The following is a 23,753-nucleotide window of genomic DNA, read 5'->3' as shown; positions in this document are numbered from 1 at the left end:
AAAGCATGTTTACCGGAATTATTGAAAAAAAAGGCACCGTGATTAGCAATAGTAACCATGATGGTGCGCATCGGTTAGTTATTTCATCTGCTTTTGAACAATTACAAATAGGTGAAAGTATTGCTGTAAACGGAGTATGTTTAACTTTATTGCCTTCTGAAGACACAAAATTGGGTTTTGATGTTTCTCCTGAAACATTGAGTAGGACTACTTTGGGAGAGCTAAGAGCCGGTGATGAAGTGAATTTAGAACGGGCCATGCTTGCATCGACGCGTTTTGGTGGTCATTACGTAAGCGGGCATGTCGATGCGATTGCACAAATTCATTCCATAAACCACATTAATGAATTTGTTGAAGTTGAGTTAAGCGGCTTTGATGCAAACGCGATATTGTATTTAATACCTAAAGGTAGTATTACTGTTGAAGGGGTCAGCTTAACGATTAATTCAGTTGTGAATCAAAGCATTAAATTAATGCTTGTTCCACACACATTACTGAATACTACCCTGAACTTTTTAAAACCTGGACAAAAGGTTAATATTGAATTTGACTATCTAACGCGTATTGTTGCTCATCAATTGCAAGTTGCAGGAAAGTTAAACGATCAGATCCCGTTATGAATTAAGGAGGTAACTATTCAGCACAGTTCACCGAAAAGCCATATTCGGCTCATCTTGAGCGAAAAATATGCTGAAAATTGCTCACATAGCCATCTATGCTGCGCTTTTTCAGCATATTTTTCACCTAACCTGAGCTCAAATCTGTTTTTTCACCAGGATTTTGAATTTGTGATGAATAGATAACTTAAGGAGTAGTTCATGACCAAACATTTAACATCCCGATGGCATCTTCTTTTTATTGCCACAATTTTTATTGGGATTGTTTCTGGTTTTGGAGGGATGTTTTTAGCCATATTGTTGCATTTTATTCAGCACTTAGCCTATGAACATACAGTATTTCCTATTCTGGCAGACGAGCATTTTCTTGAAGTTGTCACTGGTTCGACTGCACCAAGAAGAGTAGTAGCTCTTCTTTTGTGCGGCCTCATTGCCGGTTTTGGTTGGTGGGCGGTTTTTCGTTATGGTAGTCCTTTAGTTAGTATTGCTAATGCAATTAAATCACCCAGGCCGTACATGCCAATAAAAACTACTTTAGTTCATGTACTACTCCAAATTATTACTGTTGCCTTGGGTTCTCCTATGGGACGAGAAGTCGCTCCTCGTGAGTTTGGCGCTACTTTTGCATGTTGGTTGACTAATAAAATGAAGCTGCATCCTAAAGAGAGTCAAATACTTGTAGCGTGTGCTGCTGGAGCAGGATTGGCTGCAGTCTATAATGTTCCTTTTGGTGGTGCTATGTTTACTTTAGAAGTTCTCTTAAGCTCTTTTCACTGGTTTGCAGTAATCCCTGCGATTACTACTTCCGCTATAGCAGTGGTTATCTCCTGGATTGGCCTTGGTAATCAATCATTATATCATATCCCTAATTTAAGACTCGATCCCTCTATAGTCATTTGGGCTATTCTTTCTGGTCCCATTTTTGGTTTTTCTGCTTATTGGTTTAAAGTGATTACGAATAGAGCTCAAAGCCGAGCGCCGCGAAATTGGAAAATAATTGTATCGTGTTTATTTAATTTTTTCATTATCGGTTTATTAGCTATCTATTTCCCGGAGATAATAGGAAATGGGCGCTCTGCAGCGCAATTAGGATTTGATGGGAATATATTAGGACTTGGAATTGCCGTAGCTGTCCTAATACTTAGAATTTTAATTGTCTGTACCAGTGTACAAGCTGGTGCTTCTGGAGGGCTTTTGACTCCTTCTCTGGCAAACGGCGCTTTAATGGCTGTCGTTTTAGGCATTCTTTGGAGTTATTTGCTGCCAGGTGTTCCTATATCTATATCGGCTTTTGCTGTTATTGGAGGAGCAGCATTTCTTGCTGCCGCTCAAAAAATGCCCATCACAGCAATAGTTTTAATCATTGAATTTACTGGGATCAATTTTAGCTTTTTTATTCCAATACTTTTTGCGGTTGCAGGGGCAGTAAGCATGTTTAAATATTGTGACACGAAACATTTAGTTACGCTTATAAGTCGATGATTTAAACTTTTGCCCATATTCTTTTGGCTTTTTTATTTAATGGCACTCTCATTCAATCAATTTAATGCGCTCAACAATATAATGTATAGGACGCTACGCTTTCTTTATACTTTGAGTCAAAACAATTCCATTTGAAAAATTAGGCATTATTCTTTTTCCTAGATCAAAATCTTTTCCACTGCGCAAATATATAGTCTTTTTTATGCTATCAGGAGTTGGTCGTTCTATTTTAGTAAAAATGTTTTTTAATAAAAAATCTAATGGTAAAGCTGCCAGATCATAACCTGGCTCATTAAAAGAGTTTTTTACCACAAAAAAAGCACTATAATTCTTGATAATATTCTCAGGTGTGAATTTATAGTTTAACCTGATGTCCGGTTCTTCTATTCTAGAACCATGATCTCCGTGGATGACAATAATACTATTTTTAGTATTTTGATTTGTCTCCAATGTCTTTAAAAATGCGCCAATTAATTTGTGTGTGCACTCCAGTTGCTCAAAATATGCCTTAGTCTTGTTTTGACTTTCACCAATATATTCACAATTTTTATTAAATACATAAGGAGCATGTGGCAAGAGTAAGTGAATAAAATAGGCATTATTGACTTGTACCGTTTTTGCTAATTTCTCAACCTCGTTAAACGCTTGGTAAGTGGCTGTAGATGGAGTCAATATACTTTGATTTTCCGATTGAGGTAAATGAAGCATAGACCAGATTTTACTTTTCTTAATTTTGGAAAAATTAAATCGTAATTTAGAAAATACTTGTTCCAATATTGCAATAGACTTTGTGCTAGAGCTAAGCACAGGATTTACAGGTACAGGAGCAGTATGTTTATAAGTTATACATTTCACCAAATTAAAGTTTTTATTTTTTGCACACAGATCTAAGTAGGAGCTTTGTATAATGTTGATATCATATCCCTTGTTTGAAAGAGTTTCAAAAAGCGCATTTTGGGTAAGAATATGTCTATCTTCTTCATAGTTATGTAAAATATAATCTTTTAAGTTATCAATAGGTTTGAAGTTTAAAAAACTTGCAAACGAAGCGAGAGAGCGAAAGTCTCGGCTATAAGCTTTACCATACACTCTAAAACCTAGATTGATGTATTTATCCTTTAACACAGAAGCAAGATTATTCTGATCGTCTTTGGGAGATATTCCCTCCAGGCCAATATGCTCATCTAAAACAACTTCAATATAAGGAGGAAGATTCAAATTTGTATGATTTTTTGTTTGATTAAAATTTTGTACTGTTAATAAAGGATGTTTGGAAATGAAAAAGCTTCCTACCCATAGTGTTCCAAAAAAGACAAACAATAGTTTGTCTAAATAATGACGTAAGTAATAGAAAATGCATGCAATAAAAATTGCAGCCAAAAGTATTACATAACGGTATTTTAATCCATAAGGTAAAACAGGAAAACTTTTTATTTGACTTATTATAAACAAAAGTACTAGAAACGTTGCGGTTAAAATTCGGATGTGCACACTAGCAAAAACCATGATGCATCCAGGTATAAGGCTTAATAGCATTAATATGAGATAACTAAATAATGCTTCGGGGCTTAGTATATTTATACTATTATCCGCTAAAAATGCGGTAAGTAATGCTGTTAAAAAGAAAGCAGTTATGAATAAATAGCGCCAGTTTTTATATAAGGTGTCTAACATTTATTTTTCTCATTAGGATAAAAGTGTTTCATTTCTATGTTCCAGCCTTGTCCTATTTCGGCCAAAAAAATAATGCACTTAATTTAAACAGCAAATTAAAAACGAGGGGGTATCTTAACATATTCGGTAACAACTGTGTTGTGTGAAATATGAACTTGCTTTGCTGAGACTGTTGACCCCATTTGCCCCCATTGCAAAATTAATTAGCATACTTTGTCTACTCAAGCTTATAGTAAAATAAGGCCAACCCATGCATAATAGAAGGCCCTTTTAATTATGTACAAATTTATTTTCTGTAATTTGACACCAGATTTATATAAATAGTGGCGGTGACTACGGATATTATAATGTCTTACAATTTATTGGATAAGTTATGTTTCACGTCATAGTCCAAGTATTCTTTTTTATGATTTTTTTTCTTATTGCATTCCTTAGCGTACTTCCTTGGAGATCTTTATTTCATATTGTTGATACGGGTCGCAATAATGAACAAGCGCTGGAGGGATTAAGAGGATTGGCTGCTTTGGCTGTAGTGGCCTGTCATGTCAATCAATTTTTATTATCTTACTTGCAAATTCCTGGCATTCCTCTCACAGGCAACCGAATAGGAGGACTTGGTGTTCAAATATTTTTTGCTCTGACTGCCTATTTATTTACTAAAAAGGCGCTTCAAAGCGGAATTAATCCCACAGATTTTTATAAAAAACGTATTCTTAGAATTGTGCCTCTTTATATCTTCTTATCCCTATGCACCATTTTATTAAGTTTGCATTATATGGGAACTCCTGTATTTATCTGGGATACTTTTATACGATGTATTAATGTCCTAAGTTTCGGTTTCATTGGTCATAATACCGATTTATACTTACCTAATTATGATCTCCTCGTTTTTCAAAAATATAATGCAATGGAGTTAATTGGTATTGCATGGTCATTAAGCTATGAGTGGAGATTTTATTTAGTTTTACCTGTCTTATACTATATATCTTTATATTCGACTAATAAAAGAATTGCCATATTAATTATTGTAATTATTTTGGCTGTGCGTGATTTTTACATTTACAGTTCTTCTAAAGTTGTTTGGCCGTTTTTTATGGGAGGTAGTATCGCTGCTTTAATAGTACATTATTTTCCTAATTTCTCTGTTAACATCCGATTATCAAGATTTTTCTCTTGGTTTTCATTGCCGCTGTTAATAGGCTCAATTTTTACTCCGGAAGTTTATAATTACAAGCATTTCCTTTTAACAAGTTCCCTCTTTATTTGTATTGTTTTAGGAAAGCCCAAACTACTACAATCCAAGCCCTTAGTAGCTCTAGGACAAATTAGCTATAGTATTTATTTAATGCAATATTTAGTATTAAAACTGGTTAATAATGCAGTGTATCCTAATATCTTATATTCTGATCTTATCGTTAAATTTTTAGTAAGTTTTCTAATAATAGGGCTTCTTATTCCTATCGCCTCATGTACGTATAAGTTTATTGAACTGCCAGGGATGCAGGGAGCATTTTTTAAGCAATTCAACGTTGCTTTAAAGAAAGTTAAAAGATCATATTCTATGCAAAGACAATAGATCTATGCTCAGAAAAATAAGCCATTACTTATTCATATCTTAAAGGCACTTTTCTTAAAGGTAGTAAATAAGCTGTGACAGCCCTTTTCAGATTTAAATAGATAACTGTGGCTACATTCTCGCAATAGTCTCGTGAGTTACTTATTTTATCTTTTTCATTAAAAAAATTGTTCGGCAAGTTTCTAAAACAGGACATTCTTCCAAGATATGGTAATAGCGGGAAAAATATTTTTTAAACGAGCTCATCTCATATTGTGGAAAAATGTCTTCTCTACTCGCTAAAAGACGATGTACTTGCGAATCTTCTTTAGGGACAAACTCAATAATTAAATATTCACCTAAATTAGAAAAATATTCTGCAATACGCTCTAAAGGAACATTATTGGATATTGCCAGGTGATGTATCAGAGCCAATGCCATCACTAAATCAGCATTTGCCCTTTCTTGTAAACCACAGCGCTCATTTTGTTCCCAGCCTAATGCAGGGCTTGGGTTGGTTAAATCTTGCAGGAGAGGTAAGATAAGTCCGCTTTTATCTTTTTTTACTTTTTGATAATTCGTTTCCACTGCTACAGGGTCGATATCGAAACATATAGCTTGGGCTCCAAGACTCGAGATGATTCGGCTGTAAAAACCATTATTGCCGCCCATATCCCAAACTAATTTTGCCTGAGTTTCCGCAATAAACTGTTTGATAATTTCAGCCTTGTGCTTCGTTGCAGCATCAGAATAATTCGTCTGATTATAGTAGTCTCCCCATTCTGTTTTAATAGGGGACCATTCTAATTTTTTTATTAATGAGTTCAGATTGTCTAATAATCCTAAGAGACCTAATTTAGTTATTTTACGTTTGTTAATTTTAACAGTATTGATATCGCCATATTTCTGCTGTAATTTTGCATGCGCATGGATATGAGCAAATATAGAAGGAGACAATTTACTTTTAAAAGGCAACATCTGGCTAGCAAAATCAAGTGGTATGCCATCAATATACTGTTTCATCGAGATACCAAGGCGAATATCTACTTTTGCCATGAGCAGCAAGGGAGCTAAAAAATGCTTACAAAATTGGTTGTAGGCGCTCCAAGGTGTTCCTTCCTCATAGATTGTAAAAGAGCCTGTATCAATGAAAATAGGCTTACCCTGATGAAACTGAATATTATAAGCACTCGCATCCTTTAGAATCATCCCATATTGAATGGCAAGTTTTGCAACTGCAAGCGTCAACAATGCAGTATCTTTAAACTGTGAAAAAGACCATTCATAACAATAAGAAATGAATGCAACTTTATCTGGTTTTAGAACAACTAATGCGCGCTCATCTAATGCAAAATCAATTGAAACTTCACGGTGGGGGATAAGATAGTTCAATGACTGAAGTTTATCATAAAGTCCTGATTGCATTAATTGTTGGTAATCAGAGTACCCTGACTGATTAATTTGGCGATAAATCTCATGGTTTATTTTATAAACCTGATTGCCAGGATCGCGAAAGGATGATTTATGGGCATTTTTTTTATAAACCTGCGCACTGCAATTATTCACCATCGTTTGCATCTTTAGCTTTTTCCCTTTTTGAAAATAACTTTGCCTTCAGCTTATGCCAATATGTTTTTAGTATAAAAATCCCGCCAGCAATCGCAGCGATAGTTGACTGAATAAATAAACTACCTGTCCCTGGATCTAAATATGCATAGGCATCAGTAAACCAGATGAAAAATGAGAATGCTAAAATAAATTGCATACTATGCACCTTTAATAAATCTTAATAAAATAACGCAATAGTAACATCAAACCCATTATAAATCTTTAATTTTATTTTTTGATGTATACAGCATAGCTCCTAATATTTAGACCATACGGTACGATTGATGTAATCAATATAGCTCAGAACAATCCTGACTACCTGCTTTGATACCGCTCCTCTATCCTGATAATCAGAAACTACAGGTATGATGCGCTGTGTGGAATCACTTTGACTGGTGACGACATGTACTGCATCTAAGACCTTGTCTTTTTTTAATCCACTCATAATCAATGTACCAACATCCATTCCTTCGGGTCGTTCATGCGCATAACGAATCATTACGGCGGGTAAATTCAAGATGGAGGATTCCTCAGTAATTGTACCGCTATCTGAAAGGATACAAAAAGCATTCATTTGTAGCTTAATGTAATCAAGAAAGCCAAAGGGTTTAACAAAACGAATTAATTCATGATCCTTATAGTCACTAAAAGCTTCTAAGCGTTTCTGTGTGCGCGGATGGGTAGAAACAATAATTGGGTATCTATAGGTTTCAGCAAGTGCTCTTAGGGTTTCAAGAAGATCATGTAAGTTTTCAGGAGTATCAACATTTTCTTCTCGGTGTGCGCTCACAATAAAATATTTATTTTCTGTTAAATGCTCACGAACCAAAACATCAGAAGCCAGAATTTTGGGCTTATAATGCTCTAATACTTCTTGCATATGAGAGCCTGTTTTAATGATGGTTTCTGGCCTGATGCCTTCGGAAATCAGATAACGACGAGCATGTTCGGTCAAGACCATATTTATATCACTTAAATGGTCAAGAACTTTTCGATTTAATTCCTCGGGAACTCGCTGATCAAAACAACGATTACCTGCTTCCATATGAAAGACGGGTATTTTTTTTCGTTTGGCAGCAATTACTGCCAAGCAGGTATTGGTGTCCCCATAAAACAATACAGCATCTGGATTTTCCGCTGCTAACACATCATCTGCTTTGGATATTACATCAGCAATTGCTTTTGCTGCAGTTTCACCAGTAACGCCAAGGAAATAATCTGGCTTACGTATTTCAAGATCATCAAAAAATATTTGATTTAATTCATAATCATAATTCTGGCCTGAGTGAACTAACACATGATGAACTTGATTGTCTAATTCTGCAATAACCCGGCTCATTTTGATTAATTCAGGTCTTGTACCTACTATACTCATTACCTTTATCATTGGAGTTCATTCCTAACATAATCTAGTTGTAAAAGCAGTTTCTTTATACCTGCTACATCCAGTCTCTCAGTATTATGAGACGTGTAATCATCTGACTCAGAAATATGCTCTTCACCTTCAACAAAGTATTTTTTGTAATTCAAATCGCGATTATCAGCAGGGATGCGATAATAGCGCTGCAAATCTTCTGCTTTGGCCATTTCTTCGCGTGACACTAATGATTCATAAAGTTTTTCACCATGACGTGTACCAATAATCTTTATTGGCTTATCGTAATTAAATAATTCTTTTAAAGCCTGAGCAAGATCGCCAATTGTGGAAGCGGGTGATTTTTGTACAAAAATATCGCCTTGTTGCGCATATTGAAAGGCATACAATACTAAATCTACAGAGTCTTCGAGTGACATCAGAAAACGCGTCATATTTGCATCGGTGATGGTTAACGGTTCTCTGGATTTTATCTGATTAATAAAAAGAGGAATGACAGAGCCTCGGGACGCCATAACATTACCATAGCGGGTAGCACAAATGAGTGGGCCTGAGTCAGGTATCATTCGCGATTTCGCAATCATAATTTTTTCTGCAATTGCCTTAGACATTCCCATTGCATTAATTGGATATACTGCTTTATCTGTGCTCAAAACTACCACGCGTTTTATCCCATTTGCAATCGCTGAATTTAGAACATTCTCGGTGCCAATGACATTCGTTTTAACTGCTTCCATGGGGTAAAATTCACAAGAAGGAACCTGTTTTAATGCTGCGGCATGAAATATATAATCTACTCCTGCTGTCGCATGTTGTAAACTTTCGTAATCGCGTACATCACCAAGATAAAATTTGACTTTATCGTTGGCTAAAGCAATACGCATATCTTCTTGTTTTTTTTCATCGCGGCTAAAAACGCGAATTTCTTTTACATTAGTATCCAGGAAACGTTTTAGCACTGTATGCCCAAACGAACCTGTTCCCCCGGTAATCATTAATATTTTATTGTCAAACATGAGATTTGGTATCCAAATTGAAACGGTTAAAAGCCTTCATTTTCAAAATTAAATCCGGCCAAGAAGGAGGAATATAGCCGCTTGCCTCTTTAAAGCGCGTTGAATCAAGTGAGCGATCAATACATAACTGCTCATCAGGAATGATATCAATTACTTTGCCATAGGTCTCTGCTACCAATTTAAGTAAGCTAAATTTGTCAATTGGATCTGCTGATACATGGTATAAACCTGAAAGGTTATCATTAGGAATAACAAACTCGGCAATTACTCGAGCTAACTCGATTGTTGGTAAACCGGAAAAAATTGCCTTTTTATATCCTTTAATACTTCCTTGTTGTGATAAAAACCAATCAATTAATGCGTAATTACTATTTAATTCATGGCCAATTATTGATGTTCTAAGAGTCACGGCATTCGTCAAATCATTTAACTCGCCTATAAATTTAGATTTTCCATATAAATCTTCAGCATCAGACAAATCGGTTTCTTTATACATTCCCTTTCGTCCAGAGAAAACACAATCAGTACTTATATGGATTAAACGCGCAGCGGATAAAGTGCATAATTTAACAAGACGATGCGGCAATATCGCATTAATAGGCAGCGTTATTAAAGGATCTTTTGCAATGGCGTGTTGTTTAATTAAGCCAATGCAATTAATGACAATATCAGGATTAACTTCCGCAAATACATCCATCAATGCATCATTATTAAGCACATCCACATTAGTTATTATGTGATCGTGTAATTCGGTTTCAAAAAATCGTTTATCTTGAGTATGACGCATTGTTGCGAATACCTGAAACTGTTGATTAGTACTTAAAAATCTAAATACAGCATTTCCCAGCATTCCTGTACTGCCTAAAACTAAAATCTTTTTGTTCATCATTTTGCTGATTTTATCCTCTCATTTAAAATCTCAATTAACTTGTTTGCTTGAGTCGGCATGTTAAAGTTCTCGAGAAAATAAGCTCTCCCTGATGCTCCCATTTTATTGCGCTCTATAGGACTCAGCTTATAAATCGTCCGAATACATTGAGCAAGCCCTTGGGAATCTTCAGAAGGACAAGTCAAACCGGCTTCTGCTCTTTCAACAACACGCGCAGCTTCCCCATCCAGAGCAGCAATAATTGGCTTTCCTGCTGCCAGATAAGCCTGAATTTTACTTGGGATAGTATAAGAAAAGATTTCATCTTTTTTTAAACTTACAAGCAATGCTGCTGCACGACTCAATATATGCGGCATTTCCAGGGCAGGAAATCTCCCTGCTATGATAATATTATCTAGCTTTTTTTCCTTTTTTTGCTGGCTGAGCCATTCAGACATACTGCCGCTACCTACAAAAACCAAACGAAAATCGGGTAAGTCTTGCAATTGCTCTGCTGCATCTACTAAAGTAGGTAGGGACTGAGCAATTCCCAAATTTCCTGCAAATACAACACAAAATTTGGAGTTCAATTCATTCAACAGATTTTCTGGTATTTGAGGTACATCCGTTGTTGCACTATTGGAATCATTATACGAGTTAGGATAATAAACTATTTTGTTTTCTTTTGCATAGCGCGAAATAGGTGCTTTGAATGCATGCGACTGAGCTAGAATTGTATCGGAACAATAATAAATTGCGCGCACCAATTGCCCAACCAGCCACAGTAGAAATGGGTTTCGAATAAAACCGGTGGCTTTTAAACTCTCGGGCCATAAATCTTGAATCCATACAGCAAGGTGGCTCTTCAAACGCCATTTCAGGAAAATGGCGGGAATTATGGATGTGATGGGGGATAAACCGAAAGCGAAAACAACATCATATGATTCGCCTTTTATCGCAGAAGGAAAAAAACGCAATCCATTCATCACAAAAGACAAGTAATTTAAAATAAGATTTTTTGCCCCACCCTTACCGCGGCTTCGGAGAGGTGCTCTAAATACGGTGACACCGGGTATAAAACTTTCAGAAACAATTCCTTTTTTTGTATACCCTGCAAAGATTTCTCCATTAGGATAATTGGGTTTGCCCGTTAATACTTTTATTGTATGGCCTTGCTGAGTCAAAGTTTCAACTAACTCATTGATAATAAATGTCTCAGGCCAAAAATATTGTGAAATTAATAAAATCCTCATTAAATCACTTATCCAAATTTAATAAAAAAAAGCCAAATAGAGCTCAATTAACCAGGCAACATACTAGAAATAAAACCAGCAAAAAACAAGCCCTAACGATTAAAATAGAAACAGATACAACAGCATTATCTTTTGGCCAATAATAATCAAGGACACATAAAACTATTTAATTTTCTAGGCATAGTGAGCGCAATTCATTGTGTATTTCTTTATTTATTGCATGATTACAAAGTTTTTCTCATCAGAATTAACTAAAGGCGCATGTTAAGGGAAATGCGTACTTGAACTATGGAGTTACTCAGTATACCCTATCCCACTATTTTCCAGGTGAAGAGATTTTATACATATGGACCGCTTAAAAGGACGCACTAAGTTTTACCTTTTCATTCGTTCATTTCTTGAAAGAGTTTTTTCTTTGTGCATCTTAATTCTATTAAGTCCTGTGTTTTTCGTTATTTCTTTTATTATTTTAATTACTATGGGGCGTCCTATTTTTTTTATACAAGACCGAATGGGGCGAGGCAATCAGGCCTTTAGAATGTATAAATTTAGAACGATGCGTAATGACAATCAAAAGCTAATTTATGCCTCAGAAAATGATCCCAGGGTAACTAAATTTGGCCAAATTATTCGCAAGCGTCGTCTCGATGAGTTACCTCAGTTTTTAAATATATTAATAGGCAACATGAGCTTAATTGGTCCTAGGCCGGAACCGATGCAGCTTGCTGAAAAATATACTAAAACTATTGCAGATTATAATGTAAGACACCTCGTTAAACCCGGAATTACTGGTTATGCCCAAGTTAAAATGGGGTATGCGGATTCTGAAGATGCTACAAAAATTAAAGTATCTTACGATCTGGAATATGTGAAGAATTTATCGCTTTTATTGGACATTCAAATTATTTTAAAAACCATAAGAGTTATATTTACTGGTTTCGGAGCAAGATAATGAAAACAATCCTTATTGGACGAGGTAATCTTTCAAATGCGTTACTAAAAAAATTGGGCAAGACTCAGTGTGTGGTGCTTTCTTCGGCAGACATTGTAGCGACACCATTATTATTAATTGATCTGATCAACAGCACGGATCGTTGTAACGTCATTTTAAATTGTTTTCAAAAATCAACAGAACTTTTCAAAGTAAATTCTGAAACAATAGTAAAGAATTCGATTGCGAATCTTGCTGTTATTTTGGATATTCTTAGTGCTCATGCAACCAAAATTAACAAAATAATTTATACAAGCAGTAGTTCTGTCTATGGCGCTAATTCTAATGAAAATTGCCTTGAAACAATGCCCGCATCGCCTATGAATATGCATGGTGCTTTAAAATTTGCTTGCGAACAATTAATTTCATTTTATTGTAACAAGCATAAAATTGAATATACCCTTGCGCGAATTTTCAATATATACGGTGGGCAAGAGGATACATTTTCAATGATTTTTCGCGTGCTCGATGCCTCCTTTTCAGAAAAAAGAATCACATTATTTAATAAAGGACAAGCCATACGCGATTATATTCATGTTGATGATATCGCTTGGGCTTATGAACGATTATTAACTGTAACGGGTATTCCTGTTTTAAATATTGCCAGTGGTCAAGGTATTTCAACAAGCACACTCATTGCAACGTTACAAAGCAAAGGCATTTCATTGAACGTGGATTATGCAGATAATATCAATGAAATAAGCGTTTCTATAGCCAATGTTAAATTAGCGGAAAAATGTCTTGGGAAACATCATTACATCTCGGTTTTTTCATACTTGGAACAGCAACTATTAAGTAAGGTTAGCGCATGCTAAAAAATAAGTTCCTTTTTAATTTTTCGGTCTCTTATCTTGGTGGGGGGGTCAACAGGCTTGTTGCTTTTGCAAAGTGGTTTAACCAAAATGGGGGCGCTTACTTTATTATTCATCCATTCTGTCAGTATTTGGTAAAACAATTTCCTAATAATCAGTACATCATTGTAAAACAATCCAAATTGCAAAGGTTATTCAATGATTGTTTTTATTTAAACGATTTTCAAAAAGACATAGGGACGCCAGAATTTTATTATTCATATGGTATTCCAATATATTATAAGTTTGGAAAAATAAATTGGTTTCATTTAAGCAATATTTTACCTTTGTGCACCCGTAATATTCCCTTATCTTTATCTGACAAGTTGAAATTTACCTGTCTTGGTTCACGAATTAAAAAAAATTTCGAACATGCGGATGTCATTTCTGCAGAATCAAATTTTTCTTTAAGCTTTATTGATGATAAATATTCATCAAGAAAGGTTTTGTCAATGAATGGGAGTGATCAAGAGTTATCATTTTTAAATTTAAAAGAACAACCAAAAGAAAGAGATAATATTGCGACAGTTATAGGCACCTATCGCTATAAAGCGGTAGAAGATTCGTTCCACGTATATGAAAGCCTTAGAAAAAATAACCCTGAACTGAAGTTGATAATCATTGGTGATGAAAAGTCTATTCCTGCGAGTCTGAAAACGAATAAGAATATTATCATCAAGGGCTTCGTACCAAGAGAAGAGGTGCTCAATAGCCTTTTGAAGACCAAATATTACATTTCAACTACCCACATTGAGAACTCTTCTAACGGCGTATCAGAAGGTGTATTTCTTGCCGAGGAATCATATATTTCAGACATAGGGCCTCATAGAGAGTTATTAAAAGGAATGAGTTTTGAGACGTTGTCTGTTGAAAATTTGCAAAGAACGATGCTCCATATTAAAAAAGATAATATTTCTACCCGCCATTTAAAAACGTGGGATGAAATTATTGAAGAGATGTTGTTTTGGAGAAAAAAGCTGGATAATTCCCCTGGAAACAGCTGGGTTTAAAAGTAGGATTTCCTTACAAAGGAAAGACAGGAGATTCTGCATGATAGATTCCAAGAGATCGTAAAATGAAAGGTAAGTTAGTTCAGACATCAATTTTATCAGGTGCTTCTACATTAATTAAAGTTCTCATTGGTGTTTTGTCCTTGAAAATAGTGGCTCTTTATACTGGTCCAAAAGGGGTTGGTGTATTGGGGCAGTTTATGGCTATTGCTAATGTGATTTCAGTAGTTGCTGGAGGCGGGGTTACATTAGGAGTCATTAAATATGTTGCGGAATATACTAATTTGCCAGAAAAATTTTATTCATTCTTATCTACAGCATTTTGTTATACGCTCTTTTGTTCCTGTCTGGTAATCGGGCTCACCCTTCTTTTTAGCACTTCTCTTGCGCATATGTTTTTAGGGGCAACAGATTATCTCTATTTGCTGCAATGGTTATTGATAGCACAAGCTTTTACTGCAATTTATCTATTCATCACATCAATTATTAATGGGTTAGGCAAAATAAAACTATTGGTTTGTGTTAATGTTTTAAGCAGCATTGTGAGTTTGATTCTAATTGCTTTCTTTACCAACTATTATCAGTTAAAAGGGGCGCTCGGAGCATTTGTTTTATCTCAGGGAATTACTTTTCTTATTGCCTATGGGTTTGTTTATCGTGAAAAATGGTTTCGCTCTTTATTTTCATTTCGCATTGAAAAAGCGCAGTTGGTTAAATTGTTGCATTATTCGTTAATGACCATTGTAAGTACGCTCACTGTTCCATTGTCCCAAGTATTTGTTCGGAACGATATTCATACATTATATGGATGGGATGCCGTTGGCATGTGGCAATCTGTGCTCAGATTATCTGATGCTTATTTATTGTTTGTTACAACGATTCTTACTACTTATTATTTACCCAAATTATCGCAATTAGAAGACAACACTTCTTTAAAAGAAGAAATGAGACGAGTGCAAAAGATATTGTTTTCCTTAATTGCACTCATGCTGTTTGTTATTTATATTTCACGCAAAATAATCCTCTTAATATTTTATGACGATACATTTATTGCTGCTGAGAATTTATTTTTGTACCAATTGATTGGTGATTTTTTTAAAATAGCAGGGTGGACCTATACGTACTTGCTTCTTGCAAAATCTAAAACGAAAGAGTACATTGTCGGGGAATGTATAATTGGGCTAATATTTATACTCCTTGGCCATATATTTTTAAGACAATTTGGATTAGTGGGAGTGACTTATGCTTTTGCCCTGACCTATTTTATTTACTGGGTGTTTATGATGAGTATTTCTTTGTTTTATTTTAAGGGTAGGGAGAAATCATGGGTGATAATGCAGAACAGTTAGTTTCAATAGTTATACCTGCATACAATGCTCTCCCCTATCTTGAAGAGGCAATAGAAAGTGTTTTAGCTCAAGATTATCCTAATATAGAACTGATTGTATTAGACGATGGGTCTACAGATGGAACAGCTGATTTTTTGAAAAAATATCAAGGCCGTTTTTTTTATGAAACCCATGAAAATATGGGACAAGCTCGAACCTTGAATAAAGGATGGGCAATGAGTAAAGGTTCCATTATTGGGTATTTGAGTGCCGATGATACACTCGCGGCGAACGCAGTAAGTCTTTCAGTGCTTGAGTTCAATAAAAATTCAAACATTGTATTAACCTACGGTGATAATCTTTTGATTGATAATCAATCCAAGTTTATAAGAAAACTAACGACACCTGATTACGATTATTATCAAATGCTTATTCGCGGTGGAACGCCAATTGCCGTAGGATCTTTTTTTCTGAAATCTGCGTTTAATAAAATGGGTGGTTGGGATAGTAATTACTCTTTGATTGGTGATTTTGAATATCATACAAGACTGGCAAAGTTAGGAACTTTTATAAGGTTGCCCGTAGTTCTTGGATGCCACCGAGTACATGAACAATCGGCAAGTTTTGCGAATACCTCGCTGGATCGTGCGAATGAGTTTGTAAAATTAATGTCAAATATTTTAAATGATACTACTGATAATAGATTGCTGGAATTGGCCCCATTGATTCTAAGTCAAGCGTATTTAATTTCTGGAAGAACACACTGGCGGTCAGGGCGATATAAATTGGGAATAAAGTATTTTTTCCAAGCGATGAAACTGGCGCCCCAGAAACTTACAAAAATAAACACATACCACATCATTTTTAATGCACTTTTTAATAAAAGTTTGCATCGATGTTTTAGGGCCATAAGAAATATATTCGATCAAGGTATCAGGAAAATTGCTGTTAGCAAAAAAATTGAAAACTGAGGAGTAGATAGTGCTACATGGATAGCCTGAAGAGATGCAGGCATGGTGAGGCACAGACAAAAAAAATCGCTTGAGTGTGCAAGGCAACTATAAAATCATTTAAGGGCCATTTTCTAGTTTCACTGACGCACTTCACGAAGTGAGATGGAGAGAAAAAAATGCAAAGCAAATTGATATCAATGAAGTATTCAATTATTTTAATAATGGGTTTGTTTTTTTTCTCTTTATTTGGCGTTGCTCATTATAAAGGGTCTGACTTCTATTATTTCGTGTTTGATTTAATATGGCTAACCGTATTAATTTCAAGTTTATCCCTGGCGCAAAGCTATATATCTTTCTACTTAAAAATCATGTTATTTTTGGGTGTTTGGCTGAAATTAATGTTTTATTTAGTATTAGGAGTGGAATTTGTAGAGCCTACCGGTTATTGGAACGATGTTCATAACTTGGGATTGTATTGGGATGTAGCTTTAATGGTTGCAAGTTATGCCGCTTTAGGTATTTTAGCCGCCGATGTTTTATTTTATCTCTATCGTCGTTTTTCTTACAGTAGTAATGGCGCTCTATCATTAAAAAGCCAAGTAGAAGTGCCTAAGTGGTATCTGAAGAACCCCAAAAAAATTTGGCTTTTATTACTTCTTATTAGTCTAGGAATCAGCTGTATTAATTTCAAAACCCATTTTTATATGATAGGTCTTTCACCTGCAGTCATTTTTCCTTACCATATTAATTTTCTGTTATCGTGGATCTGGATATTTTTCTTACCCTTATTGATAGCTTATTTAATGGGTTTGGATGCTTTAACGCAGAATTATAAAAATTGGCACTATGCAATAATTATTGCATGTTTGATCTCAGTGGCCACTTTAAGCCGCTCTATTTTAATTATGTGGATAATTCCTTGCTTTTTTATCTTATTCAAAGAGAGTTTTTATTCTCTGGTCACTCAATATAAAAAATTAGTAATCACCTATGTTGTTCTCGCAATTATCTCATTAGGTGCTGTGAGTATGTTGCGAAGTTACTATTTTTATAGCCCCAATAGTTCGCACAAGACTACATCCACAGATAAAAAATCAAGAAAGGCAGAGAAAAAATCTGATGGATTAACGCTGAAAAAGTTAATAGTACATAATAAATCAAATCTGAAATTCCAGTTGCAACAATTGAAGTCATTACCTATTAGCCGTTGGGTAGGTATCGAAGGAATTTTGGCTACAACTGCCTATCCATATGTGGGATGGGATTTGTTTAAAAAGGCCATTTTTCAAAAGCCGACACAAGAAGTCAGTCTTTATTCAAAAATATCCCAGAGTTATATGGACATCAAGGCAGGAACAAAGTTTTCTTCTTTACCTGGCTTGATAGGTCTTTTAAATTATTCTGATAGCTTTCTGATAGTATGTTTTGGTACTTTTGTTATTTGTTTACTGATGTATTTTATACAGTTTTTCTATTATCAAGTGGGGCTAAATATTTATTTCTTATCACAGCAAGGTTTTTTGCTGGCATTTTTTCTAACAGAATTAAATGTTCCCTATTTAGGTGTAATTAACTTCGCTGAATTCATTTTAGCTTCATTATTGTTATTACTCATTCATAAGTGGAATGCTCTGTGTCCAAACGTCACCGCGATGCGGCAAGGAAGGCTAAAAATTGAGGCACAAAACAGCTGTTGAGAGTCGTATGCATCGCACAAGGGATAGTATGATAATTTTGTATCACCCCAATTTTTGGGACAAATCGCTTAAAATGCGGCTCCCGGTACAAAACATAGCGACTTTTAACTCATACTCAATTGTTTGCATGCATAGACTCACCTGCTCAGAAGACTCCAGGGCCGCTTCGAGTAAGGGCCGCGCATAGCCAATGGTTGTTGCACCAAGCGCAAAAAGCTTGGCGGCATTTAAACCATTTACGACACCGCCTGAACCCCAAATTTCGAAAGAAGGATTTAGCGCTGCGGCTTGTTTTACTGAGGTTACAGTATCAATTCCCCAGTTGCGGAAGGTAATTGCCGCCTGTTGACGAATAGGGTCGTGGGCTGCTCTATGCCCTTCAATTCGTCCCCAGTGAGTTCCTCCTAGGCCGCCGACATCAATCGCGGCAATACCGATTTCATTTAAACGTACCATCGTTCCATGAGAAAAACCACATCCTGTTTCTTTGACGATGATTGGGATGGGTAATTTTTTAACCAAGTCTGCCAAAGCCTGCCAGCACCCTTTATAGGTGGTTGTGCCTTCAGGCTGCATGCATTCTTGCAAGGGATTACAGTGGATAATTAATGCATCGGCGTGCAAGGCATCTGTTAAGCGTTGAATCTCACTTAGTGATGTCGTGATTAATTGTGCTATTCCTAAATTGCTGTACAAGCTAACTTGAGGGAAGTTACGACGTAAATCTTGCCACTCAAATGCTGCTTTAGGGTCGGTAAGTTCGCGTCTTTGAGAGCCCACCCCCATTGCCCAACCATTCAATGCACACGCCTCAATCAGGTTATGATTGATATGTTGCGCACGACGATGGCCCGCAGTCATGGAGCTAATAAGAAAAGGTTTTTCAACTGCTTGGCCAAAGCGGGAACCTTTGATGCTGATTTCATCAAAATTTAAATCCGGCAAGGCATCATGAATCAGATTGATGCCATCAAATGTACTGAGCTCTGTAGTTTGATTTTCAGGCATTAAGGCCAATTTGATGTGATCTTGTTTGCGTTGTTCAAACTGCTCATAGTTATTTGTCATCGGTTATATGCCTGTTTTACAGTTGACTTAATGTTTGGTGCAATGAAATAGCAGCGTTGGCTACATCTACGCCTTTATGCCCAGCTTTTCCCCCTAATCTGTCCCATGCTTGTTCTTCATTATCTGTGGTCAGTACGCCAAAAAGAACAGGAATATTATATTCCAATGAGACTTGCAAGCATCCTTGGCTTACCATATCACACACCAGATCATAATGACTGGTTTCGCCACGAATCACTGCACCTAAGCTAATAATTGATTGTACCGCTTTTTGCATGGCCAGACGTTTTGCAACTAATGGAATCTCTACCGCTCCTGGAACCTCAAATGACTTGATGTCTTTTTCGTTAAAGCCACGTTTTAGGAGTTGAGATATCGCTCCTTCTTGCAAGGCTTTTGTAACGTCTCGATTGAAAACACTGGTGATGATCGCAATGGGAAAAGAACTGACAATGGATGTATCTTCTGCGAGCTCTGTATTTTGCATAATTTCTCTCTCTTATTTCTTACTGATAGCGGTAATTCGTGCAATTTACCTCTTTATGTTCCTATTTTCCACCTATTTTACTTTGTGCAGGCTCAGCATATGGGAAATAATTATACTGTTTTTGAATCTGAAAACATACTTAACTCTGTCATAAGGATAGTGAGCCGGCTAAAATGGAAGCTCGGTTTTTATTGCTCCATTTTAGGATACGCAGTGTTTAACGCATCCTTTGCAATTCAGGATAATTGAAAAATATTATTGACTCTATCCAGTGCTAATAAGTTAATATTTATTATGAGTCTCCTATCCAATTCAAAATTTTAATTTCAGATACTTAATTGGTGACGATTGTTGTCAAATAAGTCGAAGTGCATCACAAGGTGTAGAGGCGTAATATTTATGATGAGTTCACTATTCAAACTAATACTCAGGGCATGAAGGAATGCAGCATGAATGAGGACATTTTCCGGTATAAAACGCGATTTATCACGTTTGTTTTACTTCTAGGTTATGCCTACATGCATGTTAAGCTGACTGGGGTTTTTTATAAGGTAGAATTAGATAAGGTAGTTAATTTTTCAACTCCGATGCCTTTTGGGCAACGGCTACTTGTTCCATTGTTGGTTAATTTTTTGACCTATTTTCTTCCTATTGAGCTGGAAAAATTATTTTTCTTAATTGAGTGGATGTTTATCAGCTTATTATATTTTGCCCTGTTGAGATTATTGCAATATGAATTTAGCCTAAAGCAATCACAATTACTGAGCTGGTTATTTCTTCTTTTATTACCTCTAACCACAGTGGTTAATTATCGATATACTACTGATGGCCCTGCCACATTCTTCTTTTATTACGATACACCTACTCTTTTTTTTCTCGCTCTGGGTTTATATCTTTGTCTTCGTTCGAATTGGCTTTATTTTGTTCCTTTACTATTTATCGCTACTATTAACCGTGAAAGCAGTCTTCTGTTGGTCCTAATTATTCCAGCCCTACATTGGAAAAATCTGCATTTGGTTTATAAACAATTGATCTTTGCTTTCGTAGCTTATGTTCTTGCTCGTTGGCTTGTCTTATCCTTTTTGCATGGTACTCCAGGAGTTTTATTGGAATGGTACTTTAGATCGAGTCACTATACCCATTTTCAGGTAAATTTGTTTTGGTTATTAAACTTGCAGCATATTTTATTGTTTATGTTTTGTTTTGCAGGACTGCCTTTATTTTGGTTTGCTTTTTATGATTATATACCTCTTCTATTCAGGCCTTTACGCTATGTTTTATTGTTTTATTTTATTGCTTTACTCATGATAGGCAATTTTCCTGAGATACGACTATTTGGGGAAATTGTGTTGTTACTCTACTTACCGGTATGTATTGCGTTAAAGCGTTGGCTGTGTCATTTAAAACCAATTATTCCTGAAATAAGTTCCGGGGTTGTCTATTATATGGATCGATACGCTGTCTTTATTTCTTTAACCGTAGTTTTGATTTTTCGCCAGCCTCTAAATAAATGGGTGATTTGGTTATCTCATTTGTAAAAAATGAGCATCCAGGCAAGCAAATACATTACTGAAGCTAAAATTAAAGTGATGCTGTAGCCAAATATCATAGACATTGCCATTGCAATGATGGATCCCAAAACTGAAAAGGCACAATTCAACGCCCAAAACCAGGGAATGCTTTTCGTGTTTTGATAACGGGCTAAGCGCATCCCGGAAGGTAAGGCAATTCCCATGCATAGTCCTAAAGGAAAAAGAATGAGGACAATGAGCATCAACTTTAAATACCAGTTGTACCCAAAAGTAACATCCATTAACCAATGCAGATAGAAAGGTAAAACTATAGCCAAGAGTACCACCATAATTAAACCTCTTTTTAAAACGCGATCAGTCTGTTCGGGCTGAGGAGAATTAAATAAAATACTGCCTAGGCCGCCAAAAAATAGCAAACAAAACAAGCCTACGGCCAACCCATAAGTTGGTCCTCCTAAATAAACTGATCCAATTTGGAGGATGGGCATTTCTATTAACATAAAACCTAAGCCTAATAATGAAAAATACAATCCCCATAAGAGAGGTGGCTTAGTTGTAGTCTTGGATAATAACAGCGGCAAAAAATAGAATAATAGAACTAATATGGTAGAAGTTATGAGTAAAATAAACACTATGCTTACGCCATAATAGTTAAATATTTGCCCGGTAATTTTTTTATCTGACAAGAGATCTTTAACCTTGGAAAAATAGAACATTTGAAAGAAGAATGGTCTATCATCGGTAGTTGGCCTAATATCATAGTAATAGTTCTCTGTGAACTGATTAAGATTTTTAGTGGTTAGTGCCGTTTGGAAGAGTGTTTCATTGTTATTCCCAGAAGGAAGATAAACAATATCAAATGCTAATTTATGGGCTATTTCTTTAATCTCATTTATTTCTTGCGCAGAGAAAGGCTTTTTTTTAACCAATACGGTTGCTACATCGATATTATTATTTCCTTTATTTTTAACGATGACTATATTTTTTTCTGGAGAAGTAATCCCGCTTTGTTCAAGAGCAACTCGAGCAAGCAAAACGATTTTGATTGTTTGATTGTCTGGTTGAAAATAGAAACGGGTAACGCTTAATATGCCAGTAGGATTTAAAAATTTTAAATAGGTTTTAAATGCTTCAACCGTGTAAATGCTATTTTCTGCCATAGCAAAAGCACCTGCTACGGTTGCAGCCCAGCTATCAATTAAAGGGATTTGGATAATATCATAGGTTTTTTTCTCAACTTCGAGATAACTGCGGCCTTCAGAAACAGCAACGTGAACCTTGTCATTATTATAAATATTTCCAGCGTATTTAGCATATTTATTTTTGATCAAATCAACCATTACTGGATGAATGTCCACGCCTGTTATCTGTTTGCTATCAAAAGCTAATGCGGTTAATACATCACGGCCACCACCCACACCCAGGATAAATACATCGGCATTGTTTCTTAAATAATAAGGTAATGAAGTAATATCATATTTTAAAAAATCAACTTCTTGGTAATCACCATGAAAGGGAACAATTGGCGTACACGCACTCGCGTCTTGCTGAATCCACAACTGTTTAAATTCGTGTTTTGGTTTATAGGTGCTACTTAGGCCCCACCCGAATGGAGATTCATCATGTAAACCTCTAAAATATATGTCAGATGAGACAGTAATGCGAGACAGTGGGGACCACTTTTCATAAAGATTAGTGTACTGTAACTCGGAATAATTTTTAGTTTGAGTCACTTTAAATAAAGAATTGCCGATGAGGACAAGCAAAAAGCTGGCAACCAGAAGTACTATTGAATAACTACGAATTTTTGGTAGCTCAAATAAAATAGCGGCAATAACAGAGGTTAAGCTTGCAATTAATAAGACTTGTGGTGCTGTAAAACAACTAATCAATAACACACAAGCAATGCAACCAATTGCGGCGCCTTGTAAGTCGAAACTGTAAATTATGTTTGCCTTATCAGGTAAATTTAAAAACAATAGAGAAAGGATCATGCTGCTGAAGACAAAAGGTGCCGTGCATAATAAATACACACCTGTAAATTGTACTATGCTTTGCCAATTGATTGCACTAGGTAAGTGATAAACAATAACTGCATACAAGCTTAAGATGATACTCAATGCAAGAATAATGCTGAGGATGTATAAATTTTTCCTAATGGAGCATTTAAATTGTTCTTCCAAATGATAGACTAACATTCCTCCAAACCCCATACCAAACATCGCTAAAGAGATAACAAAATAAGAGTAGTGGTACCATAAGGTAACAGAAAATATCTTTGTTAAGGTGATTTCCAGGACTAATATGGAGAAGCTAATTAAGAAAACACCAATTAAGGTAGGGTAATTAAGTTGTTTCATATATGAATTCTTTTTCTGTTATTCCCTA

The 23,753-nt window shown here is 35.7% G+C and carries 20 protein-coding genes; 10 read left to right on the top strand and 10 right to left on the bottom strand.

Features of this window, described 5'->3' with window-relative positions; all coding sequences use genetic code 11:
- Nucleotides 1–5: 5 nt before the first annotated feature.
- The gene (gene ribE / locus A8O27_RS09285) at nt 6–620 is read left to right on the top strand and encodes a riboflavin synthase (RefSeq protein ID WP_058458915.1); all 615 of its coding nucleotides are present in this window, start codon (nt 6–8) and stop codon (nt 618–620) included.
- A gap of 198 nt (nt 621–818) precedes the next feature.
- Complete coding sequence (locus tag A8O27_RS09280; protein WP_058458916.1) at nt 819–2,099, top strand: chloride channel protein; 1,281 nt, start codon at nt 819–821, stop codon at nt 2,097–2,099.
- A 93-nt stretch (nt 2,100–2,192) separates the two neighbouring features.
- Here A8O27_RS09280 and A8O27_RS09275 read toward each other — a convergent pair whose 3' ends face one another.
- The gene (locus A8O27_RS09275) at nt 2,193–3,773 is read right to left on the bottom strand and encodes a sulfatase-like hydrolase/transferase (RefSeq protein WP_058458917.1); all 1,581 of its coding nucleotides are present in this window, start codon (nt 3,771–3,773) and stop codon (nt 2,193–2,195) included.
- 373 nt (nt 3,774–4,146) lie between these two features.
- On the opposite strand from A8O27_RS09275, the gene A8O27_RS09270 reads away from it, so the two are divergent.
- Complete coding sequence (locus A8O27_RS09270; protein WP_058458918.1) at nt 4,147–5,349, top strand: acyltransferase family protein; 1,203 nt, start codon at nt 4,147–4,149, stop codon at nt 5,347–5,349.
- A gap of 141 nt (nt 5,350–5,490) precedes the next feature.
- Here the strand turns inward: A8O27_RS09270 and A8O27_RS09265 are convergent, their stop codons facing one another.
- The 6 genes from A8O27_RS09265 to A8O27_RS09240 all read right to left on the bottom strand — a co-directional run bounded on the left by A8O27_RS09265 (nt 5,491) and on the right by A8O27_RS09240 (nt 11,448).
- Nucleotides 5,491–6,897 carry a class I SAM-dependent methyltransferase gene (locus tag A8O27_RS09265; protein ID WP_058458919.1) on the bottom strand — a complete coding sequence of 469 codons (1,407 nt, stop codon included), beginning with the start codon at nt 6,895–6,897 and terminating at the stop codon, nt 5,491–5,493.
- Nucleotides 6,887–7,093, bottom strand: a complete 207-nt coding sequence (locus A8O27_RS09260; RefSeq protein ID WP_058458920.1) for a hypothetical protein — start codon at nt 7,091–7,093, stop codon at nt 6,887–6,889. The genes A8O27_RS09265 and A8O27_RS09260 overlap by 11 nt, the downstream gene beginning before the upstream one ends.
- 99 nt (nt 7,094–7,192) lie before the next feature.
- The gene (wecB, locus tag A8O27_RS09255; RefSeq protein ID WP_058458921.1) at nt 7,193–8,323 is read right to left on the bottom strand and encodes a non-hydrolyzing UDP-N-acetylglucosamine 2-epimerase; all 1,131 of its coding nucleotides are present in this window, start codon (nt 8,321–8,323) and stop codon (nt 7,193–7,195) included.
- Nucleotides 8,320–9,327, bottom strand: a complete 1,008-nt coding sequence (locus A8O27_RS09250) for a polysaccharide biosynthesis protein (RefSeq protein ID WP_058458922.1) — start codon at nt 9,325–9,327, stop codon at nt 8,320–8,322. The genes wecB and A8O27_RS09250 overlap by 4 nt, the downstream gene beginning before the upstream one ends.
- On the bottom strand, nt 9,320–10,216 hold the full coding sequence (locus A8O27_RS09245; RefSeq protein WP_235810490.1) for a dTDP-4-dehydrorhamnose reductase family protein: 897 nt from the start codon (nt 10,214–10,216) through the stop codon (nt 9,320–9,322). The genes A8O27_RS09250 and A8O27_RS09245 overlap by 8 nt, the downstream gene beginning before the upstream one ends.
- Nucleotides 10,213–11,448 (bottom strand): glycosyltransferase family 4 protein, encoded by a 1,236-nt coding sequence (locus A8O27_RS09240; protein ID WP_058458923.1) that lies wholly within the window; start codon nt 11,446–11,448, stop codon nt 10,213–10,215. Before A8O27_RS09240 ends, A8O27_RS09245 begins: the two co-directional genes overlap by 4 nt.
- A gap of 346 nt (nt 11,449–11,794) precedes the next feature.
- On the opposite strand from A8O27_RS09240, the gene A8O27_RS09235 reads away from it, so the two are divergent.
- From A8O27_RS09235 to A8O27_RS09210, 6 genes are all read left to right on the top strand, one after another.
- Nucleotides 11,795–12,400, top strand: coding sequence for a sugar transferase (locus A8O27_RS09235; protein ID WP_058458925.1), 606 nt, complete (start codon nt 11,795–11,797; stop codon nt 12,398–12,400).
- Nucleotides 12,400–13,254, top strand: a complete 855-nt coding sequence (locus A8O27_RS09230; protein WP_058458926.1) for an NAD-dependent epimerase/dehydratase family protein — start codon at nt 12,400–12,402, stop codon at nt 13,252–13,254. Before A8O27_RS09235 ends, A8O27_RS09230 begins: the two co-directional genes overlap by 1 nt.
- A 179-nt stretch (nt 13,255–13,433) precedes the next feature.
- Complete coding sequence (locus A8O27_RS09225) at nt 13,434–14,300, top strand: glycosyltransferase (RefSeq protein WP_154669238.1); 867 nt, start codon at nt 13,434–13,436, stop codon at nt 14,298–14,300.
- 65 nt (nt 14,301–14,365) lie between these two features.
- Nucleotides 14,366–15,649 (top strand): O-antigen translocase, encoded by a 1,284-nt coding sequence (locus A8O27_RS09220; protein ID WP_058458928.1) that lies wholly within the window; start codon nt 14,366–14,368, stop codon nt 15,647–15,649.
- On the top strand, nt 15,625–16,599 hold the full coding sequence (locus A8O27_RS09215) for a glycosyltransferase (protein ID WP_064115082.1): 975 nt from the start codon (nt 15,625–15,627) through the stop codon (nt 16,597–16,599). The genes A8O27_RS09220 and A8O27_RS09215 overlap by 25 nt, the downstream gene beginning before the upstream one ends.
- Before the next feature lie 158 nt (nt 16,600–16,757).
- On the top strand, nt 16,758–18,278 hold the full coding sequence (locus tag A8O27_RS09210) for a hypothetical protein (protein ID WP_058458929.1): 1,521 nt from the start codon (nt 16,758–16,760) through the stop codon (nt 18,276–18,278).
- Between the two features lie 42 nt (nt 18,279–18,320).
- Here the strand turns inward: A8O27_RS09210 and fni are convergent, their stop codons facing one another.
- Both fni and ribH read right to left on the bottom strand, forming a co-directional pair.
- A complete protein-coding gene (fni, locus tag A8O27_RS09205; RefSeq protein ID WP_058458930.1) occupies nt 18,321–19,346 on the bottom strand; it encodes a type 2 isopentenyl-diphosphate Delta-isomerase in 1,026 nt (341 codons plus the stop codon).
- 16 nt (nt 19,347–19,362) lie between these two features.
- A complete protein-coding gene (ribH, locus tag A8O27_RS09200) occupies nt 19,363–19,833 on the bottom strand; it encodes a 6,7-dimethyl-8-ribityllumazine synthase (protein WP_058458931.1) in 471 nt (156 codons plus the stop codon).
- A gap of 449 nt (nt 19,834–20,282) precedes the next feature.
- Between ribH and A8O27_RS09195 the strand changes: the two genes are divergently transcribed.
- Entirely contained in the window at nt 20,283–21,371 is a 1,089-nt protein-coding gene (locus tag A8O27_RS09195; protein WP_058458932.1) for a hypothetical protein, read from the top strand.
- Here A8O27_RS09195 and A8O27_RS09190 read toward each other — a convergent pair.
- Nucleotides 21,362–23,725 (bottom strand): spermine/spermidine synthase domain-containing protein, encoded by a 2,364-nt coding sequence (locus A8O27_RS09190; protein WP_058458933.1) that lies wholly within the window; start codon nt 23,723–23,725, stop codon nt 21,362–21,364. The genes A8O27_RS09195 and A8O27_RS09190 overlap by 10 nt on opposite strands.
- Nucleotides 23,726–23,753 lie beyond the last annotated feature (28 nt).

It is taken from the genome of Legionella bozemanae (assembly GCF_001648595.1).
Classification (GTDB): domain Bacteria; phylum Pseudomonadota; class Gammaproteobacteria; order Legionellales; family Legionellaceae; genus Legionella; species Legionella bozemanae.
This window is presented reverse-complemented; position numbering and strand designations above follow the sequence as displayed.